Below are 16,880 nucleotides of genomic sequence, written 5' to 3'. Positions count from 1 at the left end.
ATTCGTGACAAAGGGGTAGATGGATTTGATCGGCATAATCGTCTTTATCGTCATTCTTGCGGTTGTGGTTGCCATCATCGTAAAAGGGATCCGCATCATTCCCCAACAAACGGTGGCCATCGTAGAGAGGCTGGGCAAGTATAACAAGACGCTCAACGCCGGGGTGAACTTGATCATACCGGTCATCGATAATATCCGGCGCCGCCATGATCTTCGCATCCACCAGGAAACGGTGCCCTCGCAATCCGTCATTACGAAAGATAACGTAGCGATCGGCATAGAACTGGCGACGTTCTTCAATGTCATGGACGCGAAGCTCGCGACGTACGGCATTGCAGACTATGTCGGGGGCATCCATAATATCGTGGCATCGGCGCTGCGGGCGACGATCGGTAAAATGGAGCTCGATGAAATTCTCTCGAATCGCGACCGCATCCAGACGGACCTCAGACTCGTCCTCGATCAGGCATCGGAGAATTGGGGCGTCCGCATCGACCGCGTCGAGGTGTTGCAGTTAGCTATACCCTCGGACATCCAGAATTCGATGGAGAAGCAAATGAGGGCCGAACGCGAGAAACGCGCCATCATCCTGCAGGCGGAAGGCGAGAAGCAATCGACCGTATTGCGCGCGGAGGCGCAGCAAGCGGCGGTCGTCCTTGCAGCCGAAGCCGAGAAGAAGCGGCAAATTCTCGACGCGGAAGCGAAGCAGAAAGCGCAGGAGCTGGAAGCGCTCGGGAAGGCGGAGGCGATCAAGCATGTCGCCGAGGCGGAAAGAACGAGGATCGAAGCAATCAAGCTGGCAGGTCTGGATGCGCAAATACTGGCCTACAAGTCGTTCGAAGCGCTCGGTCAAATGGCCGAAGGCCGGGCAACGACGATCTTCATCCCGACGGAGGCCGTCAATGCGCTCGGCTCGGCCGGCATGATTGGCAAGATCTTCGATATTACGAATCCGAAATAAACGTTGAGTCGATAATTGCATTGCAAGGGAGCGCCTCGAATGGAATGACTTCCACGAGGCGCTCCCTTCGGGTTACAACTGCAGCACGGTGATTTGCGCGTCTTCAATGATATCGCCGTTGTCGCGGAATCCGAAACTTTCATAAAGCTTCTTGGCCGGCGTGTTATCAGCTTTATACGAAATCCAGCAGTATCGCGCAGGCCCGGCCGGAAAGGTCCGGATGAACGCCATGATTTCTTTCATCGCTTCCCGGCCATACCCCTTGTTCTGGTATCGCTGGTCAATCATCAACCGCAGGATGCAGTAGCTGTCGTGCGCGAACGGAGGATCTTCGTATCCGGTGATGCGATACGTAATCATCACGAACCCGACAGGTTGTTCGTCCTTGAAGATGGCGAACGGAAACGGATGCCCCCCATTGGTCGCGAGGACATAGCACGAAGCCACGCTCGACAGATTAGAGGCGACGAAGCGGCGCTGCTCTTCGGAAACTTCCAGGTTAAAGATTTGACGCCGGTTCTCCAGCGTGATTTTTTGGAGCGTAATCATTCAGAACTTCTCCCTTCGGTTTCGTAGATTATTTGCGCCGCGGTCGCTTTACTAACATACAATTCATCCCAAAAAAGATATAGACTTATATGCGATTTTTTTATACACTATTATCTATCCGTGCCTACTTTAGGCACTTTGTTTAATGAGATTAACCGGCACATGGGTGTGCCGGTTTTTTGTTCCGGAAACAGCGGCGATCAGCAATGAAGCTGCCCCGACCGACTAGGACAGCTCTCCATAGAACAGGCCGGCCCTCTAATTGGGGGCCGGCCTGTTTGCGTTATTGCATGGTTAGCGTTTGCTTTTCAGGCTAGGCTAAGCCCGCTCCCTCTCGTGATAGGAATCACTTTGGCTCTTGGGTTCGGCACTCCCAAATGTTTACATGAAACTACGGGACAACTCGAGCCGCAGGAAAAGCTGCCGACCGTTCGCCAGCTGGCGGAGGATCTGGGCATTAACACGATGACGGTTAATAAAGCGTACTCGCTCTTAAAGCAAGAGGGCTACATCGTCATCGACCGGCGGCATGGCGCGAAGGTAAGTCCCCGATCGGCAGGCCGGGACAACAGCCAGCCTGCTGAGCAATTAGAGGAGCAGCTGCAGCTGCTCATTGCGCAGGCTGCAATCGAAGGCATTCACGAAGCGCAATTTCATGCCTTGTGCGCGCGGATTTTTGCCCGTATGAAGATTCAGATCCAACCACTTGCTTAGAAAGGAGCTCGTCCATCATGCTATATGCACTCTCGTTCATTCTATTAATCCCGATTATCATTTGCTATATTGCGATTTGGGTAACGTACAAACCTCAAGCCGCTTACCGCAACGGAATGCTGTTTGCCGTCACCCTGCCTGCGCATGCGATGGAGAATGAGGACATTCAGCGCATTCGGACCCGGTTCAACGAGCAATTTAGACGCGCGAGCTGGCGGACAGGAGCGGCGCTTATCCCCTTTGTGCTGCTCTATATGTGGCCTGCTTACCAAATCACTTATTTCTTCGTCTGGCTGTCCGCCTTCTTCTTCGTCATGGCGATCCCGTTTCGCGGCGCCTTCCGCGCAACGCTTGCTCTGAAAAGGGAACACGAGTGGTTTGTCGGCGCGAAGCGCGTAATCCGCGGCGATCTGCGCGTCGCCCGATTGAAAAATGCACAAGCCGCATCCCCCTGGCTGTTCGCGATTCCGCTTGCGATGGCAATCGGGACGCTCGTTTGGGCAGGTAGCGCGGACAGCTCGCGTCTATGGTTAGCTGGCGGCGGACTCGTCTTCACTTTGATTTGCTTGCTCATCTTCTCTCTCATGCGCAGGTCCAGAGCCAGCGTATACAGCGAGAACAGCGAAGTAAACATGAGCTTGAATCAGGCAAGACGCCGCTCGTTATCTTATCTGTGGCTCTATATGGCCATTGTCGAAAACATTCATTTTATCCTCCTGCTCTCATACATTATGAATGACACCCCGTCATTGGACGGCATCTGGCTGGCTGCTCTTCTCATATTCGCTATTCTTCCGGCGGGCATTGCCATACTCACCTATCGGCATATCGATGCTCAAAAGAGCGAGGTGCTGCGGCAGGACGGCCAAGTTATTTACTCCGACGACGACGAATATTGGAGTAATGGGTTCACGTACCACAATCCCGACGATCGAACCATCATGGTGCCTAAGCGGGTCGGCATCGGCGAGACCGTCAATACGGCAACCTGGACCGGCAAAATAATCATTTGGGGGACGATCGGCATCGCCGCAGCCGCTATGTTCTTCGCCTCGTTTATGCTGATCCGTTCAGAGCTGACGTCGCCGACGTTAACGTTTTCGGCCGACCGCCGGATCGAAATCAACTATCCGATGTATACGTTCGATTTCAACATCGACGACATGGAGGAATTGAAGCTTGTAGACGATCCGCCTGGCAAAGGATCCAAGATGAACGGCGAAGCGACCAATAAAGTTGCGCGCGGCAAATTCCGGTTGAATGGACTTGGGCCGGCGAGATTGTATATCTTCAAGAACGATCCGCCCTATATTCGAATCAAGCTGAAGGACACGTATATTTTCTATAATGACAAGGATCCTGAACAGACCAAGCTATTATTCGAGCAGCTGCGGCAGTCGCGGGAGTCGGGGCAGTCGGGGCAGTCGGGGCAGTCGCGGTAAGCAAAGCAGTCGCGGCAGGTGTAATTCGCGAGGCTTGGGGTATCAAACCGTATGGAATAAACATCAAAAGCCGCTGCGGAATCGCAGCGGCTTCTTCTAATTTCAAAGGCTAGCGGATAACAAGGAAAGCACAGATCGCACGGCGTTACAGAGATCGCACGGACAATTTAACCCTCGTGCTCCGGCCGCTCCGCCAGCCAGTCTTCCAGCGTCGCCACGCGGTTCGGGAACTTGCTGCTGCGCGCCAGAAATCCGATCCCGTGCTGCACCATCGGGTCCTGTTCGGTCGACTGGTAACGCAGATCGACACTCCAGCGGACATGGTCGGAGCCGTTCGGCGTCGACATATGGATCAGCCGGTCGTTGAACAGTATCGCCGTGCCCGCTTTGACGGGCAGCTCGACCGTCTTGCTCTTGCCCAGCTGGTGCTCATGGAGCGCCGTATAGCCTGTGCCGGTATACGTCTCGGCATGCCATTCCAGCACCTTCTTACGCTGCGTACGCGGCTTGATGTGCAGACAGCCATTCTCTAATGTGGCGTCCACGAAAGAAATCCACACCGTGATGACGGGATTGGCACTGGAGTCCGGCCAGTACGACTTGTCCTGGTGCCAAGGCACCGCTCCTGCGGCCACAATCGGCACCTTCGGGCGCACGTTGTACACGGGATTGGCGAAAATCTCTCCGCCGATCAACGACTCCACCGCATTCAGGATTTTGGGATTGCTCATCAAGCGGTAGTAGCCCTCAATCCGGTCCCGCCAGCTGCGGCCGTATTTCAGAAAGTCCTGATCCGTCAGCTCGGCGAACAATTTGGCCAACCGGTATTTGAACGGCTCCCCCTCAAGCTTATCCGCAATCCGTCCATCCGCATGCAGCTCGTCCGCGATCCAATCCACCTTCTGCATCATCGCTTGGCGAGGTGCCTCCATGTCGTGATTATCCAGCAAATCCTCCAGCACGAGAAATCCTTCCCGGTTATACTGTTCGAGCTGCTCAAGCGTCAGGCTGCCCGGCAGTTCCCGATTCGTCGTCATGTTCCTCTACCTCCAGCGCTTGTCATCCTTCTTCAATCGGCTGCTATACCGGCTGCACCATGATTCGCTTCCCGCTCTCCTGCGAGCGGATCGCCGCCTGCGCAAGCCGAAGCGCGCGCAGGCCTGCAGCCGCGTGGATGGGCGGTTCGCCGCCGCAGCGGAAAGCGGCGATGACGGCATTCAAATGCGCATCGAACGTACGGTGAAACTCGCGGTCGCGGTCGTTGAAATAACCGGCCTGCCACACCTCGGCCGTCTCGCTGCCTGCCGCCTGGAACGAGAAGCGGCGCACCGTGTCCTCGATCAGGATACGTCCGTCGGTGCCGTTGATCTCCAATCGCTGCGTATCCGAGTAGGCATAGGAGGAGTCGTACGTGCCGAGCAAGTTGCCGACGGCCCCGTTCTCGAACCGCAGCCCGATCGACATCGTCGTGAAACCCTTGCCCGTCATATCCGTCATTTCCGCCGATACCGAAACGATTCGCCCCATCAGATACTCCAGCGAATCGAAGCCGTGGCACTGGGTTTCGATCAAATTGCCATGCGGCGAGGCATCCGGGCTCCCGCCTTCTCCGCCGAACCGCCATGTGCCGAAGACGGGCTCGCCGAGCCGGCCTTCATCGATCCGGCTCTTTGCCAGCTGCATCGGTTTCGCATAGCGATGGTTGAAATTGATCGCGAAGAAAAGATTCCGCTTCGCCGCCTCATCCAGCAGCCGGTCCGCTTCCCGCAGATCGAAGACGATGGGCTTCTCCACAAGCAGCGGATACCCCGCCTGGATCACTTCGAGCGTCGCCTCGAAATGCTGCTCGTTCGGCAGGCATAAACTGACCAGATCCGGCTGCTCCCGCTCCAGCATCTCCCGGATATTCGTATAGCCGTTCGTCCGATAGCGTTCCGCCCGCGCCTGCGTCCGTTCGGCATTCCGTCCGGCGATCGCGCACAGCTCCACATCCGGATGCGCCGATAACACGCGGGCATGCTGCTCGCCCCAGCCGCCGGTCCCTACGAGCGCGACCTTCGTCGTTCGTCCTGATGCCGTCATGACTTCGCCTCCTTCATCGCTCCACTACGACTTTCCCGCACTGTCCGCCGAAGAATAGATCGCTGGCTTCCTGCAGCTGCGAGGCCGGAAACCGATGCGTGATGATTTGCGACAAGTATTCGCGGTGCTGGCGCAAATACTCCGCATTCGCCTCGAGCTCCCGATACGTGAAATACTCGCTTCCCAGCACCGTCCGCTCCGGCCCGATCAGCTCCTCCGACACGCGGAGCGACACGTCCCCGCCATGTCCGACGCAGACGAGCACGCCGCGCTTGCCGAGCCGCTGCACGCATGCCTGCCGTGCCGCGGTTTGGCCGCTGGAATCGAACGCGGCGTCCACGCCGTCTGTCAGGCCATCGGCGGCAAGCCGCGCTGCAAGGTCTTCCGTACCCGCATGAACCGGGATGCCGCCGAGCTGCGCCGCCAGCGCAAGACGGTACTCGTTCATGTCCGTGACATAGACCGGAATATCCTGGCCGAGCATGATTTTGACCATGCCGAGAATGCCCAGCCCGATCGGCCCCGCACCCGCGATCAGCACGGACTCGATATCCGGGCGCGCGAGCAGCGCTCTGCGAATGGAATGCCCGCCCGTGCCCATGATGTCCAGCAGCAGCGTCGCGTCGGAGAACGATAGATCCGCATCGATCGCGAAGAAAATATTCTCGTTAATCAGCACGTATTCGCCGTATCCACCGTCATGCGAGAAGCCCATGTCCGCGCGTTTGTTGAAGCATTGGTTGGTGTAACCGAGCTTGCAGCTGCGACAGCTGCCGCAGAAATCCATCAGAAACACGACGCCGTGCGTTCCCGGCTTCGCTTTCGTATCCGGACCGGCGTCGGCCACGATGCCGGCAATCTCGTGACCGGGCGTGCGCTCCCCGGAACCGTTCAGATAGAACCCTTTGTCCGAGCCGCAGAGCGCGTTCGCCTTAGTCAAAATAAGCAGTTGACCCGGCCCTGGCTTGGGCACGTCCTTCGTCACGAAGGCTACTCTGCCGCTGCCGGCGAAGACCGACGATACCATTTGGTCCGGAATTGTAATCGGATTCATAAATGTTCATCTCCTTGAAATCTACTTGTCTCCACTTGTCAAAAAGCAACCTTAAATGTCACGCGTATCTGTTTTCATTGTATCTGGTATCCGCAGCCGCGCCTTGTTCAAAGCTTCGATTTACTTGTCAAAAACAACGGTCTATACTGAGCGTAATTGCCTCACCGACCAAGCCCTCATTCTTGCGCCAAGGAGCTGGAAGATGCATGCCGACACTTCGCGATCGCGAACACAGCTGGAATGATTACCCCGTCTTGCCCTACGTGCGGCTCTGCTACCGTTTCGTCAGCCCGCCGTTCTTCCAGGGCGAGCGAAGGCTGCTCGACTATCTGTTTCTGTATTTGGAGAAAGGCCGCTACGCGCTCACCGTCGAAGGCGTCGACTACGAGCTGAACGAAGGCGATTTCGCCTTGATTCAGCCCGGGCTTCCGTTCACGACCCGCGGATACGGCGATTGCGTCGTGCCGAACGCGCATCTGGATTTCTTCTACAATCCCGCGCGGGAGCAAAGCTTCGTCACGACGCCGGGACAAACGAATCTTGAGCCGTACCGGCAGCTGCTTCAGCCGCGGCTGAACGATTTTCCGGATGTTCGGATTCCCGTCCTGCTCCAAGCCCAGCCGCCGCGCCCGTTCAAGGATACGCTGCTGCGCATGATGGAGCACTTCAAGCACAACGACATCGGGAGCGCGCTCAAAGTTCAGCAGCATGCGCTGGAGCTCCTCGGCCTCCTGCTCGGCAGCGGCGGTACCGGCGGCAGCGGCGCCTCCTTCGCCTTCGAAGGCCAGCAGTTCGTCCAGAAGATGAACGCCTTCCTGTCCTTCAGCCTGTCCGCGCCGTTATCGGTCGAAGCGATGGCGAAGCATGCCGGGTATTCGGAATCGCATTTCACGACCGTCTTCGCGCAGCATTTCGGCACGACGCCGCATCAGTATCTGCTGCAGCTCCGGCTGCAGAAAGCGCAGGAACTGCTCGGCACGACCGCGCTGAAGCTCACGCAAATCGCGGACTACTGCGGGTTTGCCAGTGACGCGCATCTGTCCAAGGCGTTCAAGCGGCAGCTGGGCGTCTCGCCCAGGGAATTTCGCGCCAGCCCTCCTCACCGCCGGTAGGAGATGGGCCGCTTTATGTACCGCCTATGAAGAAAACGACAGCCTTATGGCGGCTGCCGTTTTTCAACACATTTTATGAGAGCTCAGCTCATTGCTTAATAGGCTTTAGTAAGAAACGCGAAAGCGGTCGCCTGCGATAATGTCTTCTACAATCTGCGCGGTGTCCTTCATCGTCGTGTCATAGAGAAAGGGTTGATTGGACGGGGACAGGAGCATTTGGTTCCGTAGAAACAACGAGCGGTCCAAGCATTGGATGTCGCCTCTCGTATGCAGACGTTCGATTATTCGGGGTTCATCCGCCATAAGCGCGACATAGTTTAAATTCGCAGGCAAATCGGCAACTTGGCTGCAAAACCACGCCAGTTCGTCCTCGACTACGAAATCGACGACGACATCGAAGCCATCTTGTATAAAATTCCTCGTTAATGCAAGGATGTTCTTCCAGGATAAGCGCAGACGTTCTTCCCAAGAAGTCGAATAGCCTTGAAACATGTGAAGAATATGGTCGCCCTCAATGAGGACGCATGGCTGCATCGTCTGCGCGAGCGCTTTCGAAGTGGTTGACTTCCCGACGCCAAGCGGACCGGATATGAGATAAATCACCTGCTTGCGGCCGATCAATTGATGATCCATAGCCCTGGTTCCTCCTTCAGTCGCCCCTATGATTTACAGTAAAGGATAAGGAAAACGCCGCAGAAATACAATCTATTCATTTCAGTCGTCTTTCACACTGTCTCGCCTCCGATTCCGGTTGCTTTTTCCCCGGCTTCGCGATAAGATATCCAAAACATGGAATGATTGCAATGATGGACCATAGTACCTGAGAGGTCTTCTAAGCAGCGAGCCGGGGGATGGTGCAAGCCCGGAAGAGGCATTCAGGGAAACGGCAGTCCGGAGCAATATCGAGCCTTTATGCAAAAGAGGGCGGCCCTGACCGAGGCCGTCAACTGGGGTGGAACCGCGGGTGCGCAAGCTCTCGTCCCCGGATATCGCGACGCGCGATGTCCGGAGGCGAGAGCTTTTTTGTGATGGCCAACTATAGGGCCGCATGACGGCCGAAGGAGCGACCTATCGATGAGCAGCGAAACAAACAACGAATCGAAACCCATGGACCGCATCGTCTCGCTGGCAAAGCAGCGCGGCTTTATTTTCCCGGGGTCCGAAATCTACGGCGGACTGGCGAACACCTGGGATTACGGCCCGCTCGGGGTCGAGCTGAAGAACAACATCAAGCGCGCGTGGTGGAAGAAATTCATCCAGCAGTCGCCGCACAACGTCGGCCTCGACGCCGCGATTCTGATGAACCCGCAGGCATGGGTCGCCTCCGGCCACGTCGGCAATTTCAACGATCCCATGATCGATTGCAAAACATGCAAGGGCCGCCACCGCGCGGACAAAATCATCGAGAACGCCTTGGACGCCAAAGGCATCGAGGTCGTCGTCGACGGCATGACGTTCGATGCGATGAAGGCGCTCATCGACGAGCACGGCATCGCCTGCCCGGACTGCGGCAGCCGCGAGTTCACGGATATCCGCCAATTCAATCTCATGTTCCGGACGTTCCAAGGCGTGACGGAATCGAGCGCGAACCAGATCTATCTGCGCCCGGAGACGGCCCAGGGCATCTTCGTCAATTTCCGCAACGTGCAACGCTCCATGCGCAAGAAGCTGCCTTTCGGCATCGGCCAAATCGGCAAAAGCTTCCGCAACGAAATTACGCCCGGCAACTTCACGTTCCGGACGCGCGAATTCGAGCAAATGGAGCTGGAATTCTTCTGCAAGCCCGGCGAGGATCTGGAGTGGTTCCAGTACTGGCGCGGCTTCTGCCGCGATTGGCTGCTTGGCCTTGGCATGCATGAGGCGAGCATCCGGCTGCGCGACCATGCCGATGACGAGCTGTCGCATTACAGCAGCGCAACGACGGATATCGAATACCGCTTCCCGTTCGGCTGGGGCGAGCTGTGGGGCATCGCGGACCGGACGGACTTCGATCTGAAGCAGCATATGGCGCATGCGGGCGAAGACTTCCACGTGCTCGACCCCGACACGAACGAGCGGTACGTCCCGTATTGCATCGAGCCATCGCTCGGCGCGGACCGCGTCACGCTGGCCTTCCTCATCGACGCGTACGCGGAGCAGCAGCTCGAAGCGGACGACAGCCGCATCGTGCTGCGCCTGCACCCGGCGCTCGCGCCGATCAAGGCGGCGGTCTTCCCGTTGTCGAAGAAACTCTCGGACGGCGCGCAGCGCATCTACGCCGACCTGGCCGCCGACTTCATGGTCGACTACGACGAGGCCGGCTCGATCGGCAAACGGTATCGCCGTCATGACGAGATCGGCACGCCCCTATGCATCACGTACGATTTCGAATCCGAAACCGACGGCTGCGTCACCGTCCGCGACCGCGATACGATGGCGCAGGTGCGGATGCCGATCGCGGAGCTGCGTACGTATGTCGCTGCGCGAGTCGCGTTCTAGCCAGGCCAGCTGCGGCGGATAGAACAGGTAAATAAATTGCCCCGGGCTGCGATGCCCGGGGCTGGAGCTAATAAGGTGGAGCTAAATTACATGAAGCTATTCAGATGAAATTACCATCTTCCATACGTTCAATCCGTTCCTTATAATCCTGCTCCGCCTCGGCAGGCGTAAGGATACCATTCGAAACGAGCAAATCATAAAAGGCTTGTAACGTCTGCGTGGACGCGTGCATGGCATGGCGGAAGGTGACCATCAGCTTCTGCCCGTCGATCAATACACCATTCAGCTTGGTCGGCGTGCAAAGTTCGATTTGGACGCTAGCGTCGTCGATGACAACGAACATTTCTTTGCCGTTAGGGAAGACGGCATGCCGTATCTCCGCACCGCCATTCACCATGGCAAGCATCCCTCTCCTCGCGTTGCCGTCCGGATTGGGATCGTTCCTCTCCAGCCAATCCGTAAAATAAGGTGCCGAAACAACTTCTGTATCATAATTCGTCCACACTGTTCCGCGATCCTTACTTACTTGAATCGAGCCTTCCTTCGCGACGCGCACATACGTCTCGTTATCTATGTACAACGCTCTATAGTTCGACTCGTTCAGCTCGTCCATAATGGACACTTCCGCTTTACTAAAGGTTAGGTCAATCGGTGCAGCGTCTATAGAAGCCCCCTGATTTACATGTACGCTTGATGTGGCAACGCCGTGATCTTCTTGATCCTGTCTAACGTTCGCGTCTTGCATGAAAGTCGGATAAGCAAGAGCGGCACCCGCTGCCATAAGGAAGGCTGCAACCAGCATCAAATTCTTCTTTCGTTTCACGTTGAACCTGCTCCCTCTATAATCGGCCTCTAGCAAAAAGCCTATCTCATTATTCCTGTTATGCATAGGCCCCTGGCGTAAGAGAAATCACGTTTACAATAAAAGCATAACTAGAGCTGCCCCGCGCCATTCGGCCCGGGGCAGCTTCGCTTTATTCAGTTCCTTGCACGCAGTTCCATTCAAATCGGCTTGCTTCCTATCGCATCGTTTCCTTCGTCGCCGGTTTCCTCGCCGTCATCCTCGCCGTCATCTTCGCCCGGCACGACCAGCCTTCCCGGCAGAACGACTTTGCCGCCGAGAGCGTTTCCTTTGATCGACTCGATCAGGAACCGCACGCCGATCTGCCCGACCTCGGCACGAGGAATGTGCACGGTCGTGATCTGCCCGGATACCGCTTGATCGCCCCGGATATTATCGCAGCCGACCATGTCGACATCTTGCCCAAGGACCAGCCCCATCTCCCGCAGCGCCTGCAGCGCGCCGTAAGCCGCTCTGTCGCTGACGGCGAAGACGGCATCCGGCCGTTCGGGGAGCTCCATCAAGTACTTCATCTCGAGGTACCCTTTAATATGCTCGCGGTCGATATTCGGAGAGATGTACGCGGGCACCAGCGGCAGCCCGTGCTCCATCAATGCCGCGCAATAGCCGGCGAACCGGTCGACCAGCGGCTTATACTTGGACGGTCCGCTAATGAAGCCGATCCGCCGATGTCCCCGTGCAATCAAATACTCGGTAGCCAGGAATCCCGCTCCGTAATGATCGGAATGAATCGACAAGGCATCGCCCCGATGCGAATAGTTATCCACCAGTACGAGCGGGACGCCTTGCAGTCGCAGCTGCCCGATGATGGCATCCGTAATCAAGCCGCCGCCGACCAGAATGAGTCCGGCTACGTTATCAAGCCACGCCAGCGGATCGTCATCCTCCCGCACGAACGTAAGCACGATCTCGAAGCCGAGCAGCCGGCACTCGCTTTCGATCGCTTGGATGATTTCGCTGTTGTACGTGTCGCTTCCGAACAGGGCGGATGAGCCCTCGATCAGCAGCCGGATGAAGCTTCTGCCCCCGGACAACGCCAGATCGTGGCTTCGTTCGGCGAACGCCTGCCTGATCGCATGCTTGGTATCATCCGAGAAGGAGCCTTTATTGTTCAGCACCAGCGATACCGTAGCCGGCGAAAATCCGGTCAGATCGGCAATTTCCTTAATGGCCGGCTTTCTCCTGCCGTCTTTCCTTCGTTCTTCGTTTCCTTCCATTGCCTAAACCATCTCGATTCGTTCAATATCGATTGCGCCGGATTTTACCGTGACGAAAGGAACGCCGTCCCTTATGCCTGCCAGGCCATAGCCGCCGGCCGTGCACAGGAAACTGCTGTAATCGCCCGAAACGTTCGGCGATACGTACAGCGTCCGGTCGACGGCATCGTAACGAATGCCGCTCCAGCCTTGGAGAAGGCCGTAGGAAGCCAGCGCCCGCGCATACCAGTGGCCGCACTCGTATTCGTCGAACGGGTTGCGCGTCTGTCCATCGTAGCGATCGCGGCAGACGCGGACGATTTCCATTCCTTCCTCGATGCAGCCGAGCGAGAGCAAGTGGGAAGCGACCTGGTACTCGATCCCTGTCCACACTTCATTGCTATACACGAACGGCAGCGCCAGCTCGCCGCCTCGAGGCCAGGTGCAGAGCAGCAAGCCGCCTTCATGGCCAAGCGCATATCCGGGACGCTGCGGGTTGGCGTGCGCGGACAAGTCATGCTTCAGATTGTATTTATGAATGCTGAGCAGATGGCTCCTTACGTAATCGCGGTTCAAAATATCGCCGAGGCCGCACATTTCGGCCAGCCATGCACCGATAATACCATCCGACAGGCAGCCTTTGCCATACTGATACTTCGGACCTTCCTCCTGAAGCAGCTCCGTCGCCTCCGGCGAATAATTGACGGTCCACGACTGCGCGTCGAGCGGCGAAGCGGTCCGCAGCCCTTCCCAAATGATTTTCTGCTCGAAATATTCGCCGTTGAACAGCTCGTTCTCTAGGTACGCCCTGCCTTGGCGATACATCGCGTCATACGTCTCGCACGTCTCGGACGCTTCGCCTGCGGCTTGCGCCATGAGAGACGCTGCCTTGAGCGCGCCCAGGTAGATGGAGGAGCACATGCCGTCCGGGCCCCAGAATTCGATATCGTACGTATTGTGGTGAGGCTCGGTCAGAATGCCTGCCCGGTCCGGATCCCACGACTCGATGCAATAATCCAGGCTCTGCTTCACTTTCGGCCAGATCGCGAGCAGCCATTCGGAATCCCCGCCGATTCTCCATTCGCGGTACACTTTCATGATGCCGCCAAGCTGACCGTCGCTGGCTGCGTGGAAATCATGCTTCGCAGGCCGGATCGGCAGCGGAACGCGGAAATTCTGATGGCCCTGCTCGTCTTGGCCTTCGCCGAATTCGGTATTCCGGATGCCGCGCTCCAGCTCCGGGAACAGATGCGGGATCGCCTGCGCATAGTTCCACACATGCGTGCAGGTGCCATGGCAGCTGCCGCCCTTGTCGAAGCAGCCTTCCCACGCCCACAGACGGCCGTCGGTTTGCCGCAGCACCGTCGGCGACTTCAAGATCGAGAGATTGGCCGTAATGGCTTCCGCCGCCTCCGCTGGCAGCGTCGCGCTATAGATTGTATCGGTGAAGCGCTTACTTTCCTCGCGCAGGCGATCGTAATGACGGAACCAATATTCCGACACGGCCGATTGATCGGCATACCGTCCCGCGTACCACGGCTTATGGTACTTCGCGGCTTGTTGGTCGTCCCCTTGGGCAGAAGCCTGATCGGCGGACCCCTCGGATTGATTCGTTTCCGGAACGAACCAGCTCAGCATGACGCGTACCGTCTGCCGCTCGCCCGGCTGAAGCGTCAGCGGTACGAAGATGCTCGCACCCGGACCTGGCCGGCCTTCATTGAATGGCGCCTTCTCGCTGCTCCGTCCGGCTTCGATGTCGTTCCAGATCATCGTCAGCGAATCGAACCATCCGCCTCTGAACCAAGCGCAATCGACCCGGGCGCCCGGGTGGTCGGTAAACGCGCTGAACGCCCCCTGCTCCCACGGCTTGCCGTCGACCGCCGGTTGATCCAGCACGAAGCCCCTGCCCGATTCGGCACGCAGCACGCGGTGATTGTCGGCATTCGGGACCGCCATGAACTGTGCAGCGTTGAACGAATAGACCAGCTCGACCGCCTCGTCCGTACGGTTCGCGAACGTAAATTCCAGCGCCGCGGCCGGCAAGCTGGAATCGTCGGCGTTCAACGGAATGAACGGACTCCAGCCGGTAATCGTCGCCTCCACCGGAATTTGCGGATCGCGCAGCTCGACCGTCCCGAACGGAAACCGCCCTTGGAACGAGCTGCTCTCGAACCGCGGCAGCCCGTAATGTTTGCCCGACAGCCCATTGCCCGGTCCGGCGAATTGTTCCGCTCCCCGGCTGAATATTTTCCACGTCGGCACTTGCCCTTCCAGCACTCTGGCGATGCGGCCGTCCTTCCCCTTCACGCTGATCGCCGAGAATACCATCGGTTCGTTCATGATGTCCGGCGTATTGCGAAGCGAGAAATGCGACAGCGCGCCTGTTCCTTCCAAGCAAATATTGCCCGCTCCGATGCCGCCAAGCGGAAATGCAACATGCGAATTATGGCTTCCCTCGTAGATGCCGTTATACGACTTTGTATGCACCCTAAGCCCTCCCAAAAGTTGGTTTTCGTCAGCTTAGGATCATTATAGCTCACCGATAAAATAAATTCAGTAAATTTATCGTTATTAATTTTATTTTATTTAATTCATTAATTCTCGACCGTGATCGTCTGGTAGACCTCTCCCCGGTACTCCGAGCGGTCAGCGATATCTTCATGGAGGTCGAAATTCACCGACGCTGTCAACACGTAAGTGCCCGGCGGCAAAATCAGATCCTTCTCCGCGTAGAAAGCGCGCCAGAAATCCGCATCGGGATCGTCGCTCCCGTAACCGCCGCTTTTGAAGAATGGATACGTGTACGTCTTCCCTCGCACCAGTTCGGTCGGAGCGCGTTCCGCCGTGGACATGCCGTCCATCGCGAAATCCTTGCCGTCGTGTATGCCGAAGCCCAGAAACCCATGTGATCCGTATATCGTTACTTTCGGCTCGTCTCCGACATAGGCAAAAGTCGCCGAAGCGACGATCGGTTCGCCTTTCTTATACGTCGTCCGATCAAGATGCAGCTTCATCTCGAACAGGTCGTCCCGATAGGAAGGCTTCGGGTGAGCCATCTTCTCCATGACCGCCTTGTTCGCTTCCTCCCGTGCCTTGTCTTGCGAATTGTTCTCCTCTGCTTGGCCGCATGCCGTCAGCGTCAGCAAGACGATGGCAATTACGATAAAGAGCCGCTGCATAGGTCTTCCCCTCCTTTGTACGCCTGATTAGGATTACCTTCAATAACGGGAGCCGCGAAAATTAAGTTGCACCGTCTGCGGCGCGCGAAGGAATTGTTTCGCGAGGCCGCGAATGTACTTAGGATTAGAAGAAGCAGCCGAATCCGAACAGGAGGAATTCCGATGGCCAGAATGAAAATCCCCCGGTAAGCCCGAGCCCCGCCTCTCTTGCGGTTTGCGCATAGCATTCAACCAAATAAGAGAGGGTGCAAGTAGCATGTGGCCGAGAAGAATAAAATGGAACGAACTGCGCTTCGGCGTCGAAATTGAATTTATCGGTGGTCGTCCGTCGGAGCTGGAGCTGCTGCCGGGCTGGGTTATGGCGCTGGACGAGCTGCAAATCGACGATGGCGGCGAAGAATCCGGCAGCGAACTGCAGACGCCGCCCCTGGCATGGGCGGACCGGGACCAGCTTCGCGTCATGCTGGCGCGCTTGCGCGAGCAAGGAGCGCGCATGAACTGGAGCTGCGGACTCCACGTGCATGTCGGCATCGAACCTTGGGGCGAGGCGCTGGCACTGCCGCTCGTGGATGCCGCATTGGCAAGCCAGGACGCGCTGCGGGCTCTGATGACGACGAGCAAGGAGCGGCTGGTCTATTGCCCGCCTGTTACGGAAGAGATGCGCGATGCGTACAGGCGCAGTCCCTGCCGGGAGGCGTTGTGCCGCAAAGGCCGGCCGCAATCCCATCGCTGCGGGATCAACGCCGCGGCCTGGTACGATAACGGCACGGTCGAAATCCGCTATGCCAACGGCAGCTTGAACGAAGACGAGATCTTGCGCGTCGTCGAGCTATGCCTCCGGTTCACGGCCGCCGTCGGCGAAGGACGCGAGCTCCCCGCGTCGCCGCGCGAGCTGGCTGCCGCGCTGGATGCGGCGCCGGACGGCTATCCGCCGCCGATCCCGGTCCCGCGCTGGTATCGGGAACGGATCTGGCTTGAAGATGCGCTGCTTCCGGCCGTTGATGAACTCGTCCAGCGGCTCGTCCCGGGCGGCGAGCTGCATCACGCGCTGCCCGTGGAAGACGGCATTCTGATTGCCATCGAAGGAGGCGGCGGACTGCTCAGCTATGTGTTGAAACCGCCTGCCGACGGCTGGCAGATCGTGCGTCAAGTTGTCGCGTCGCCGCCGTCTAGCCGTTAGTACACCGGGGCGCCTTCAATTCTCGCAAAACCATCTGCTCAAGCAAAAATGGCATCACGGGGCTCTGTCCC

The 16,880-nt window shown here is 57.5% G+C and carries 16 protein-coding genes (1 of these 16 cut by a window edge); 7 read left to right on the top strand and 9 right to left on the bottom strand.

The window, feature by feature from the left end:
* On the top strand, nt 1-19 hold the end of the coding sequence (locus GZH47_RS20285) for an NfeD family protein (RefSeq protein WP_162642761.1). Its footprint begins 407 nt before the window's first position; 19 of the gene's 426 nt are visible here — the last part of the coding sequence; its start codon lies beyond the left edge, outside the window; its stop codon occupies nt 17-19.
* 6 nt (nt 20-25) lie between these two features.
* Nucleotides 26-961: an SPFH domain-containing protein gene (locus GZH47_RS20280; protein ID WP_162642760.1), complete on the top strand. Its 936-nt coding sequence runs from the start codon at nt 26-28 to the stop codon at nt 959-961.
* A gap of 72 nt (nt 962-1,033) precedes the next feature.
* Here GZH47_RS20280 and GZH47_RS20275 read toward each other — a convergent pair whose 3' ends face one another.
* On the bottom strand, nt 1,034-1,510 hold the full coding sequence (locus tag GZH47_RS20275) for a GNAT family N-acetyltransferase (RefSeq protein WP_162642759.1): 477 nt from the start codon (nt 1,508-1,510) through the stop codon (nt 1,034-1,036).
* Between the two features lie 351 nt (nt 1,511-1,861).
* Between GZH47_RS20275 and GZH47_RS20270 the strand changes: the two genes are divergently transcribed.
* Nucleotides 1,862-2,224, top strand: a complete 363-nt coding sequence (locus GZH47_RS20270; RefSeq protein WP_225446142.1) for a GntR family transcriptional regulator — start codon at nt 1,862-1,864, stop codon at nt 2,222-2,224.
* 17 nt (nt 2,225-2,241) lie between these two features.
* A complete protein-coding gene (locus tag GZH47_RS20265) occupies nt 2,242-3,666 on the top strand; it encodes a DUF5808 domain-containing protein (RefSeq protein ID WP_162642758.1) in 1,425 nt (474 codons plus the stop codon).
* 167 nt (nt 3,667-3,833) lie between these two features.
* Here the strand turns inward: GZH47_RS20265 and GZH47_RS20260 are convergent, their stop codons facing one another.
* Genes GZH47_RS20260 through GZH47_RS20250 form a run of 3 tightly spaced genes read right to left on the bottom strand, consistent with a single transcriptional unit; the run spans nt 3,834 to nt 6,802 of the window.
* Complete coding sequence (locus GZH47_RS20260; RefSeq protein ID WP_162642757.1) at nt 3,834-4,703, bottom strand: phytanoyl-CoA dioxygenase family protein; 870 nt, start codon at nt 4,701-4,703, stop codon at nt 3,834-3,836.
* Nucleotides 4,704-4,746: 43 nt separating this feature from the next.
* Nucleotides 4,747-5,748, bottom strand: a complete 1,002-nt coding sequence (locus GZH47_RS20255) for a Gfo/Idh/MocA family protein (RefSeq protein ID WP_162642756.1) — start codon at nt 5,746-5,748, stop codon at nt 4,747-4,749.
* Between the two features lie 13 nt (nt 5,749-5,761).
* Complete coding sequence (locus tag GZH47_RS20250) at nt 5,762-6,802, bottom strand: alcohol dehydrogenase catalytic domain-containing protein (RefSeq protein WP_162642755.1); 1,041 nt, start codon at nt 6,800-6,802, stop codon at nt 5,762-5,764.
* Between the two features lie 206 nt (nt 6,803-7,008).
* Between GZH47_RS20250 and GZH47_RS20245 the strand changes: the two genes are divergently transcribed.
* Nucleotides 7,009-7,914 carry a helix-turn-helix domain-containing protein gene (locus tag GZH47_RS20245; RefSeq protein WP_162642754.1) on the top strand — a complete coding sequence of 302 codons (906 nt, stop codon included), beginning with the start codon at nt 7,009-7,011 and terminating at the stop codon, nt 7,912-7,914.
* 105 nt (nt 7,915-8,019) lie between these two features.
* Here the strand turns inward: GZH47_RS20245 and GZH47_RS20240 are convergent, their stop codons facing one another.
* Nucleotides 8,020-8,547 (bottom strand): AAA family ATPase, encoded by a 528-nt coding sequence (locus tag GZH47_RS20240; RefSeq protein ID WP_162642753.1) that lies wholly within the window; start codon nt 8,545-8,547, stop codon nt 8,020-8,022.
* 474 nt (nt 8,548-9,021) lie between these two features.
* On the opposite strand from GZH47_RS20240, the gene GZH47_RS20235 reads away from it, so the two are divergent.
* Entirely contained in the window at nt 9,022-10,392 is a 1,371-nt protein-coding gene (locus GZH47_RS20235; RefSeq protein ID WP_162645341.1) for a glycine--tRNA ligase, read from the top strand.
* Between the two features lie 100 nt (nt 10,393-10,492).
* On the opposite strand, the gene GZH47_RS20230 is transcribed toward GZH47_RS20235, so the two are convergent.
* From GZH47_RS20230 to GZH47_RS20215, 4 genes are all read right to left on the bottom strand, one after another.
* A complete protein-coding gene (locus GZH47_RS20230) occupies nt 10,493-11,215 on the bottom strand; it encodes a hypothetical protein (RefSeq protein ID WP_162642752.1) in 723 nt (240 codons plus the stop codon).
* Nucleotides 11,216-11,394: 179 nt separating this feature from the next.
* Nucleotides 11,395-12,471 (bottom strand): LacI family DNA-binding transcriptional regulator, encoded by a 1,077-nt coding sequence (locus tag GZH47_RS20225; RefSeq protein ID WP_162642751.1) that lies wholly within the window; start codon nt 12,469-12,471, stop codon nt 11,395-11,397.
* Nucleotides 12,472-12,474: 3 nt separating this feature from the next.
* On the bottom strand, nt 12,475-14,937 hold the full coding sequence (locus tag GZH47_RS20220; protein ID WP_162642750.1) for a GH116 family glycosyl hydrolase: 2,463 nt from the start codon (nt 14,935-14,937) through the stop codon (nt 12,475-12,477).
* 107 nt (nt 14,938-15,044) lie between these two features.
* A complete protein-coding gene (locus GZH47_RS20215; RefSeq protein ID WP_162642749.1) occupies nt 15,045-15,629 on the bottom strand; it encodes a hypothetical protein in 585 nt (194 codons plus the stop codon).
* 256 nt (nt 15,630-15,885) lie between these two features.
* On the opposite strand from GZH47_RS20215, the gene GZH47_RS20210 reads away from it, so the two are divergent.
* On the top strand, nt 15,886-16,809 hold the full coding sequence (locus tag GZH47_RS20210; RefSeq protein WP_162642748.1) for an amidoligase family protein: 924 nt from the start codon (nt 15,886-15,888) through the stop codon (nt 16,807-16,809).
* Nucleotides 16,810-16,880 lie beyond the last annotated feature (71 nt).

The sequence above is a fragment of the Paenibacillus rhizovicinus genome (assembly GCF_010365285.1).
In the GTDB taxonomy this organism is placed as follows: domain Bacteria; phylum Bacillota; class Bacilli; order Paenibacillales; family Paenibacillaceae; genus Paenibacillus_Z; species Paenibacillus_Z rhizovicinus.
Note: the sequence above shows the minus strand (reverse complement) of the source record. Positions and strands in the feature narration are given on the sequence as shown.

Bases quoted from the DNA above. Each gene is read 5' to 3' on its own strand.
- GZH47_RS20275 (WP_162642759.1), bottom strand. From the start codon at position 1,510: ATGATTACGCTCCAAAAAATCACGCTGGAGAACCGGCGTCAAATCTTT.
- GZH47_RS20265 (WP_162642758.1), top strand. From the start codon at position 2,242: ATGCTATATGCACTCTCGTTCATTCTATTAATCCCGATTATCATTTGC.
- GZH47_RS20260 (WP_162642757.1), bottom strand. From the start codon at position 4,703: ATGACGACGAATCGGGAACTGCCGGGCAGCCTGACGCTTGAGCAGCTC.
- GZH47_RS20255 (WP_162642756.1), bottom strand. From the start codon at position 5,748: ATGACGGCATCAGGACGAACGACGAAGGTCGCGCTCGTAGGGACCGGC.
- GZH47_RS20250 (WP_162642755.1), bottom strand. From the start codon at position 6,802: ATGAATCCGATTACAATTCCGGACCAAATGGTATCGTCGGTCTTCGCC.
- GZH47_RS20245 (WP_162642754.1), top strand. From the start codon at position 7,009: ATGCCGACACTTCGCGATCGCGAACACAGCTGGAATGATTACCCCGTC.
- GZH47_RS20240 (WP_162642753.1), bottom strand. From the start codon at position 8,547: ATGGATCATCAATTGATCGGCCGCAAGCAGGTGATTTATCTCATATCC.
- GZH47_RS20235 (WP_162645341.1), top strand. From the start codon at position 9,022: ATGGACCGCATCGTCTCGCTGGCAAAGCAGCGCGGCTTTATTTTCCCG.
- GZH47_RS20225 (WP_162642751.1), bottom strand. From the start codon at position 12,471: ATGGAAGGAAACGAAGAACGAAGGAAAGACGGCAGGAGAAAGCCGGCC.
- GZH47_RS20215 (WP_162642749.1), bottom strand. From the start codon at position 15,629: ATGCAGCGGCTCTTTATCGTAATTGCCATCGTCTTGCTGACGCTGACG.
- GZH47_RS20210 (WP_162642748.1), top strand. From the start codon at position 15,886: ATGTGGCCGAGAAGAATAAAATGGAACGAACTGCGCTTCGGCGTCGAA.